Raw genomic sequence first — 7,502 nt, 5'->3', positions numbered from 1 at the left:
CGCATTCGCTGGCATCGCCTGTTTAAGCGGCCTGATATTTTGCGTGGGTCTGTCCATACGATCCCTCTGGGGACCCGAAGGCAGGTGGGCGCTGATCGTGAAGGGAATGCTTCAATCGGGCAACTACTTTGTCCCGAAAGTTTACGGCATCATCGATTTCGATAAGCCCTTGCTCAGCCACTGGATTATGCTGCCATTGGTGCGAAGTTTTGGACTTACCGAATCTGTTCTGCGCATACCCGGGGCACTTGCCGGCATTGCGACTGTACTCCTTATCTTCGTTATAGGCAAGCGCCTTTTCGGCACTGTGGCAGGCGTACTGGCAAGCCTCGTCCTCATGACGTCGGCCATGTTTGTTTTCTGGGCGCGGGTTGCTTCAGCAGAATTATTTAACCTCTTGGGCATCTGGTTTATGTTTTGGTGCTTTTTGGCAGGCGCCCAGGAGGGCCGCCTGAAATACGTCCTACTGCTGTATGGCTCCGGTGCTATCGCTGCGTTCTTCAAGGGGCCGGTTGCGCCCGCGCTCAGCGTGAGCGCTCTTCTTTCCTACAGCATGATCACCGCAGTACTGAGATGGAAAGACGTCAAATCGCAAGACAAGGGCTCAGAGTCGAACCCTTACAGACGTTTCTTCGGAAAAGAGTTTCTCTGGATTGCCTCCTGGCAAGGGCTCGCAGGAGTCTTCGTCGGTACAGTGGTCTTTCTCTTTCTTCTCCTGCTTCCGGTTCTAATTACCGGATCGTGGCTTGGTGTTCAACTGATGTGGAAAGAGAATGTGCTCCGCTTCTTCTCCCCTTTTGATCACCGCGGGCCCGTGTACACTTATCTCGTCTATGGCGTCATGTTCTCGGCTCCATGGACATTTCTCGTTGTGGGATCGCTCCTGGAAATAAAACGCTTGGATGCCGGTGAGCCCCGCAGATGGACAGCCCTCGTCGCGACCGCGATCTTTCTCTTCTTCACCCTGTCAGGCTCTCGCAGGAGCTACTACATACTTCCCCTCGTTCCGGCTCTAGCTCTGATCACAGGAGCAGTGGTCTCTAGGTGGCTTGAGACAGCGAAGAAGAATGCTTGGCGCCTCATGCAAAGCGCAGCCTTTGCAACCTCTGCACTGATTGCGATTGCGGGCGTTTCGATCCTTTATGCGATTATCTACCTGTACCCGGTGTCCGCCGCGTATCGCTATTACTTCATTGCAGTCTCACTGAGCACGCTCCTTGCGGGCTTGCTGGGGATGTACCTGCTCATAAGGAGAAAGGAGAAAGAGTGCATCGCGCTGATCTTCCTATTTGTTTTTCTTCTTGACCTCGGGGGCTTCACCGCAGGCATGCAGCTTGTCGAGGGAAGGCGCACCCTGCGAGCCTTCTGCTCTGAGGCCGCACGCCAGCTCGCCAACGTGGAGGCTGAAAGAATTGGCCTCTTCGGCGAGGATGCGTCTCTCCTCTTCTATTTAAAGCGCGACAATCTCAACGTATTCTATTCGATCGAACAGATCAAAAAGTTTCAGAAGGATCACCCCGACGGGTTTCTGATCGCCGATTTGGAAGTCCTCGAAGAATTCAGCAAACCTGAGGAGCGTGCTATTCTGCAGGCTGTCATGACTCAAGAACCGGGCATGAACGAAAATCGAGGGCAATACGCCCTCCTCCGCTTCGCCCCCGAAACTTCATTGCGATGAGGCAAAATTCCAAATCCTAATATCTAAATCCTAAACAATATTGAATGCTCAACATTCGAACACGGCATTTTCGTTTGGGATATTTGATATTTGAATTTGTTTAGGATTTAGGAATTCGATATTAGGATTTGAATCCAAGAGAGCGAGGCGCTCAAGCACTGGCGAACAGAATGGTGCAGTTACTCGGGATGCGTCGTAACGATTTGGATTCGCGTGGGCGACCCAACCTTCGGCCGGGTACCCCGCGCGGCAGCGAGGAACCGACGCAGGCGTACTGCTAGTACGTCGAGGAGCGTGACGCAGCGACAACGAGGGTATACACGTGAATCCAAATCGTTATGATCACTCGTACCGGAGTGCGTCGATAGGATTGAGTAGCGAAGCCTTATACGCCGGATAAAAGCCAAAAAATATACCAACCATTCCCGAAAAAACGAACGCAACAAAAACAGACGGCATGGAGACGACCGTTCTCCAACCTGCAGCGAGCGAGATCACTTCGGATCCGGACAGTCCCGCAAGTACACCCACAAAACCGCCTATGAGAGAGAGTATCACGGCTTCCATGATGAACTGGAGGCGGATATCCCACGTCTTTGCACCTATCGCCATTCTTATGCCTATTTCTCTGGTCCTCTCCGTGACCGAGACGAGCATGATGTTCATGATGCCGATACCCCCAACAAGCAATGAAACCGACGCTATGGCGCCAAGGAGAAGAGTCATCACGCGTGTCGATTGCTCAGTCACCTGCATCATCTGCGTAAGGTTCCGTATGGTAAAATCCTCATCCTGTCGTGCGCTTATGTGATGCCGCTGCCTCAGCAAATCTCTTATCTGGTTTTCCGCGTTTTCAAGATCCTCGAAGCTTCTTGCTTTTACCGTGATCATCCTCACCATGCCCGCGAAGGCAGTTCCGAAAAGTTTCTTTTGGGCGGTCGTGACAGGCACAAAGATGGTGTCGTCCTGATCCTGCCCCGTCATCGATTGCCCCTTTTCCGACAGCACGCCGATCACCCTGAAGGGGATCTTTTTTATTCTGATGACCTGGTCGATAGGGTCAATGCCCCCAAAAAGATTTTCAACTATCGTCTGGCCGAGGATAGCAACCTTGGTTGCACTTCTCACGTCGTCATCGGTCATGGGCCTGCCGGATGCAAGGGACCAGTCTCTCACTGCAAGGATGCCTGGCGACGTCCCATACACGCTGGTGGACCAGTTCAGATTACCGAACACTATCTGCGCCACGCCATTGAGAATGGGCGCAACTTCCTGCACCGCAGGACATTCTCTCAGGATGGCGTCCGAGTCGTTCAAGGTAAGTGTCTGCTGGCTCCCAAAGCCCATCCGCACACCGCCCGACGTCTGACTTCCTGGCGAAACAATAAGGAGATTACTGCCCATGCTCGATATCTGATCCGCTATCTGCTGGCTCGCCCCGGTACCCACGGCAAGCATAGCAATAACAGCGCCCACCCCTATGATGATACCAAGCATTGTTAGTGCGGAACGCATCTTATTTACGCGCAGGGCACGCAGAGCTATCCGGGTCGTCCAGGGGATGTTGATCATAACTGAAACCTGTTGCGAGTTACAGACAAGGACCTGTTACGGCTTAACGAGTTAGAGCTCGTAACCAAAAACTCGGAACCAGGGACACCTATTCGTAATCCGCAACTCGCAACCCGCAACATGCTCTTCAATGTTGAATTCCCGCCTTGCCCGAACCCTTCTCGTCACTCACCACGTGCCCGTCAAGAAACCTTATTACCCGCCGGCTGTACGCTGCTATGTCCTGTTCGTGCGTCACCAGGATAACGGTGATGGCCGACTCACTGTTCAGTTTTTGGAAGAGCTCCATGATCTCCTGGCTCGTCCTGGTATCAAGGTTGCCGGTAGGCTCATCAGCCAGGATGATCGGAGCCTCGTTCACAATTGCCCGCGCAATGGCCACTCTCTGCTGCTGCCCTCCGGAGAGCTGATTGGGATGATGATGCTCTCTTCCTTCCAGCCCTACCGTGCGCAAGGCGGCAAGAGCCTTCTGGTGTCTTTCCTTCACCGGGACACCATTATAAAGAAGCGGAAGCTCCACGTTCTCGAGCGCTGTGGTTCTGGGCAGGAGGTTAAATCCCTGGAACACGAAGCCTATCTTTTGATTCCGTATGTGCGCCAGTTCGTCTCTACTGAGCCTGCCCACGTCAACCTCTTCGAGAAGATATTCTCCTTCGGTCGGGATATCGAGACAACCGATGATATTCATAAATGTAGATTTGCCCGAACCCGAGGGACCCATTATGGCCAGGAACTCTCCCTTCTCAATGGAAAGTGAGACCCCGTCGAGTGCCCTCACTTCCACGTCGCCCAGGCTGTAGATCTTCCTCACTTCTCTTGATTCAATGAGTCGCATTTAACGAATGAACCTGGGCGGACCGGATTGCGGCGTCGTGTTGTTCTTCTTGGACGTATTCAGGGATTCAACAATGATGTCTTGCCCCTCTTTCAAATCTCCGCTCACGACTTCTGTGAACATGCCGTCCGATATGCCAACCGACACGGGAACGCGCTTCAGTACGCCCTGCTCCAGCATCCAGACAGCGTAGCTTCTCTGGCCTGACTGCTTCACGGCCACTTGCCCGCTTTGTGCAGCGCCTGCGCTGCGGGGCCCACCTCCTGCGCCGGCTGCTCCTGCCTGTCTTCCACCTTCTTTCGTGGCTACCTCAGCAGCTGATTTACCCAGCTCCTTATCCGAAGGCCTGAAACGCAGCGCTGCGTTGGGTATTTTCAGCACATCACTCTTGTTCGCCACGATGATCGACACATTGGCGGTCATACCCGGTTTCAACTTCAAATCCTGGTTATCCACGGTGATCACCACATCGTACGTGACCACATTCTGAACGGTGATGGGGGCAATGCGTATCTGAGAAACGGTCCCCCGAAAGATCCTGTCAGGATAAGCGTCAACGCTGAATTCTACCATCTGGCCGAGAGCCACTCTGCCCACATCTGCCTCGTCGACATTCGTGTCAACCTGCATCTTCGTGAGATCCCGGGCTATCGTAAAAAGAGTCGGTGTCTGAAAGCTTGCGGCCACAGTTTGTCCCACATCGACGTTTCTCGATACGACCGTCCCATCAACGGGAGAAACTATTTTCGTGTACCGCAGGTTGGTTTCGGCAAGGCGCAGCTGCGCTTCAACCTGGCTTACCTGCGCCGTGTCGTACTGCAGCTGTGCTTCGGCCACGTCGTGGTTAGCTTCCGACGTGTCGAGATCGGCCCTCGCTATGAGGTTCCTCGCAAAGAGTTGCCTGTTCCGGTCTCTGACTCTTGTGGTTTCTGCGAGAGTCGCTTTATCTTTCTGGACCATTGCTCTTGCCTGAAGGAGATTAGCCTTCATATTGTCAACCTGCGCCTCGAAGGTGGCAGGATCTATCTCGGCTATCACCTGCCCCGCTTTCACGGGCGAGTTGAAATCAGCATGCAGTTTTTTCACCATTCCCGAAACTTGCGTACCCACGAGAACGGTGATCACCGCATTCATCGTGCCTGTGGCTGTTACCGTTGCGCGTATGTTCCCCTTGGTAACTCGGGCGGTCTTGAACTTCGGACTATTGCCCGTTCCCTTTAACCCCAGAAACAGTCCACCGCCGAGAACCAGAAGAACCGCGACAAGAATCAGGACCTTTTTCTTCATCATACACCTGTGGCCTTTATCGACGACAGTTCGGACACTTTTGCAATACTTACCCGGATCATCACGGGCAAAAGGCCATTAGCAACGCATACACTGAAAATAGGCTACTCCTTTCAACACTTTTTTTCCACAGACCGCAGCCAGACACCACATCGTAAACCTTACTCCCTCGTTTTGTAAGCAAGAGAGGTGCCAGCAGGATCGAGTTTATCACAATCGCGTCCGTACTGAGGATTCCATGTAACGGGGGACTGAAAGGGCGATATACGAGGGACACTTATGGTCGTGATGCGGCAATCTAGCTCGACATTATTGTTATTACCATGATGCCTTTTTCAGGTCCCGCGCCAACGCAGCGTGCGCGGGACCTGAAAAAGGCATTCTTTCCTAATGTAAGTCAGCTATGCTCCTTTATTCTTCAGCGCCTCCAGAACTGTTTTTGGGTCAAGAGGAAGACGCCTCACGCGAGCACCCGTGAGATTGAAGAGCGCGTTGGCTATTGCCGGTGCCACCGGCACCACGGGTGGCTCGCCTATGCCGCCGATCTTCTCTGTACTCTTGATGATGTGAACCTCTACCTCGGGAATCTCGCTGATCTTGAGGAGGGGATAGTCATTGAAATTTGAAGATTTGACGCCGCCATTCGCGAATCTCACTTTCTCCATAAATGTGGTGCTCATGCCCATTACTGCACACCCCTCAGCCTGTGCTATTATCGGGTCAGGGTTCACCACCGGGCCGCAGTCGATGGCAAACGTGATTTTGTGGACCTTTATCTTTCCGTCTTTCTCGTTCACGGAAATGTCGGCCACAGCAGCCACGTTGCTCCCGAAGCAACAGTGCTGGGCAATGCCTCTCCCGACGCCCTGAGGTACCGGTTTCCCCCAGCCGCCTTTTTCCGCGACCGTCTGGAGGGTGCGCGCAGCGCGTGGATTGTTCTTCAGAAGTTCCAGCCTGAACGCAACGGCGTCTTTGCCCGCCGCTTTTGCCAACTCGTCCATAAGACATTCCATGATAAATGCGTTGGGTGCATTCTGGACCGAACGCCATGGCGCCGCAGGAATAGGCAGCTCTGAAAGAATCTGCTCCAGGTACCAGTTAGGGATGTCATAGGTTGTGTGGCAGAAGGTCGGGGTCTTCTCGTAATCATAGATACCCCAGAGGCTGTATACGTCCACGCCATTCTTAATACCCGCAGGGTTCGAGAACTTCAAAATCGAAGTGCATGAAACCTTGTGCGACCAGCCGACTACGTTGCCGTTGCTGTCCAGGCCCACTCGAATTTTCTGGGCTGTGGAAGCACGATAAGCATCCCACTTCATGTCGTCCTCGCGGGTCCACATCACCTTCACCGGCTTACCCACCGCCTGCGAACACGTGACTGCATCGATCACGAAATCGGGACGGGCCCTTCGTCCGAGTCCGCATCCCACTAATGTCGTCTGCACGTTTATCTTATCCGGCGGTAACTTGGTGAGTCCTGCCGCAGTCATGACCGTAAGCGTCTGTCCCTGCGTAGGAACCCATATATCACAGCGATCTTTCTGCACATGAGCCGTGCAGTTCATCGGCTCCATGGTAGCATGCGCCACAAACGGCACAAAATATGTGGCCTCAACCACTTTGGCAGCCTCACTCAAGGCCTTCTTCGCGTCCCCCTTGTTTACCACCACAGCGCCCTGTTTCTCGAGGCCATCAAAGTATGATTTCTCCACGGACTCGTCATTCATGTCAGGGTGAGAACCTTTGTCCCATTGCACCTTCAAGGCCTCGCGTCCCTTCAACGCCGCGGCCGTGGAATCGGCTATGACAGCAACCCCATTTGGCGTTTGGGCTACCTTCGCGACTCCCTTGACTGCCATGGCCGCTTTCTCATCAAAGGAGGTTGGCTTCGCTCCGTAGGCAGGCGGACGGGCAATGACCCCGTAGAGCATGCCGGGGACCTGGACATCGAGGCCGAAGATACCGGTGCCGGCCACTTTTTCAGGGATATCCAGACGGGCCATGGGTTTGCCCATGTACCTGAACTCGCTTTCTTTCTTGAGCGGGGGGTTCTGGGGGATGGGAAGCTCGGAGGCAACGCGGCAGAGCTTGCCGTAGGTAAGGGTTTTATTGCTTTTCTTGTGTTTA

At 53.7% G+C, this 7,502-nt stretch carries 5 protein-coding genes; 1 reads left to right on the top strand and 4 read right to left on the bottom strand.

Annotation, left to right across the window (positions count from 1 at the left end; genetic code table 11):
• The coding region (locus tag VMT71_02180; GenBank protein ID HVN22750.1) for a glycosyltransferase family 39 protein at window positions 1–1,678 on the top strand (1,678 nt) is incomplete at its 5' end.
• Between the two features lie 342 nt (window positions 1,679–2,020).
• On the opposite strand, the gene VMT71_02175 is transcribed toward VMT71_02180, so the two are convergent.
• From VMT71_02175 to VMT71_02160, 4 genes are all read right to left on the bottom strand, one after another.
• A complete protein-coding gene (locus tag VMT71_02175) occupies window positions 2,021–3,250 on the bottom strand; it encodes an ABC transporter permease (protein HVN22749.1) in 1,230 nt (409 codons plus the stop codon).
• A 127-nt stretch (window positions 3,251–3,377) separates the two neighbouring features.
• Window positions 3,378–4,085 carry an ABC transporter ATP-binding protein gene (locus VMT71_02170; protein HVN22748.1) on the bottom strand — a complete coding sequence of 236 codons (708 nt, stop codon included), beginning with the start codon at window positions 4,083–4,085 and terminating at the stop codon, window positions 3,378–3,380.
• Window positions 4,086–5,375, bottom strand: coding sequence for an efflux RND transporter periplasmic adaptor subunit (locus VMT71_02165; protein HVN22747.1), 1,290 nt, complete (start codon window positions 5,373–5,375; stop codon window positions 4,086–4,088).
• Window positions 5,376–5,773: 398 nt separating this feature from the next.
• On the bottom strand, window positions 5,774–7,502 hold a 1,729-nt coding region (locus VMT71_02160; protein HVN22746.1), incomplete at its 5' end, for a molybdopterin cofactor-binding domain-containing protein.

The organism is Syntrophorhabdales bacterium (assembly GCA_035541455.1).
Lineage (GTDB): Bacteria > Desulfobacterota > Syntrophorhabdia > Syntrophorhabdales > WCHB1-27 > JADGQN01.
This window is presented reverse-complemented; position numbering and strand designations above follow the sequence as displayed.

Excerpts from the sequence above, each read along its gene's own strand:
- VMT71_02175 (HVN22749.1), bottom strand. The coding sequence starts at position 3,250 with ATGATCAACATCCCCTGGACGACCCGGATAGCTCTGCGTGCCCTGCGC.
- VMT71_02170 (HVN22748.1), bottom strand. The coding sequence starts at position 4,085 with ATGCGACTCATTGAATCAAGAGAAGTGAGGAAGATCTACAGCCTGGGC.
- VMT71_02165 (HVN22747.1), bottom strand. The coding sequence starts at position 5,375 with ATGATGAAGAAAAAGGTCCTGATTCTTGTCGCGGTTCTTCTGGTTCTC.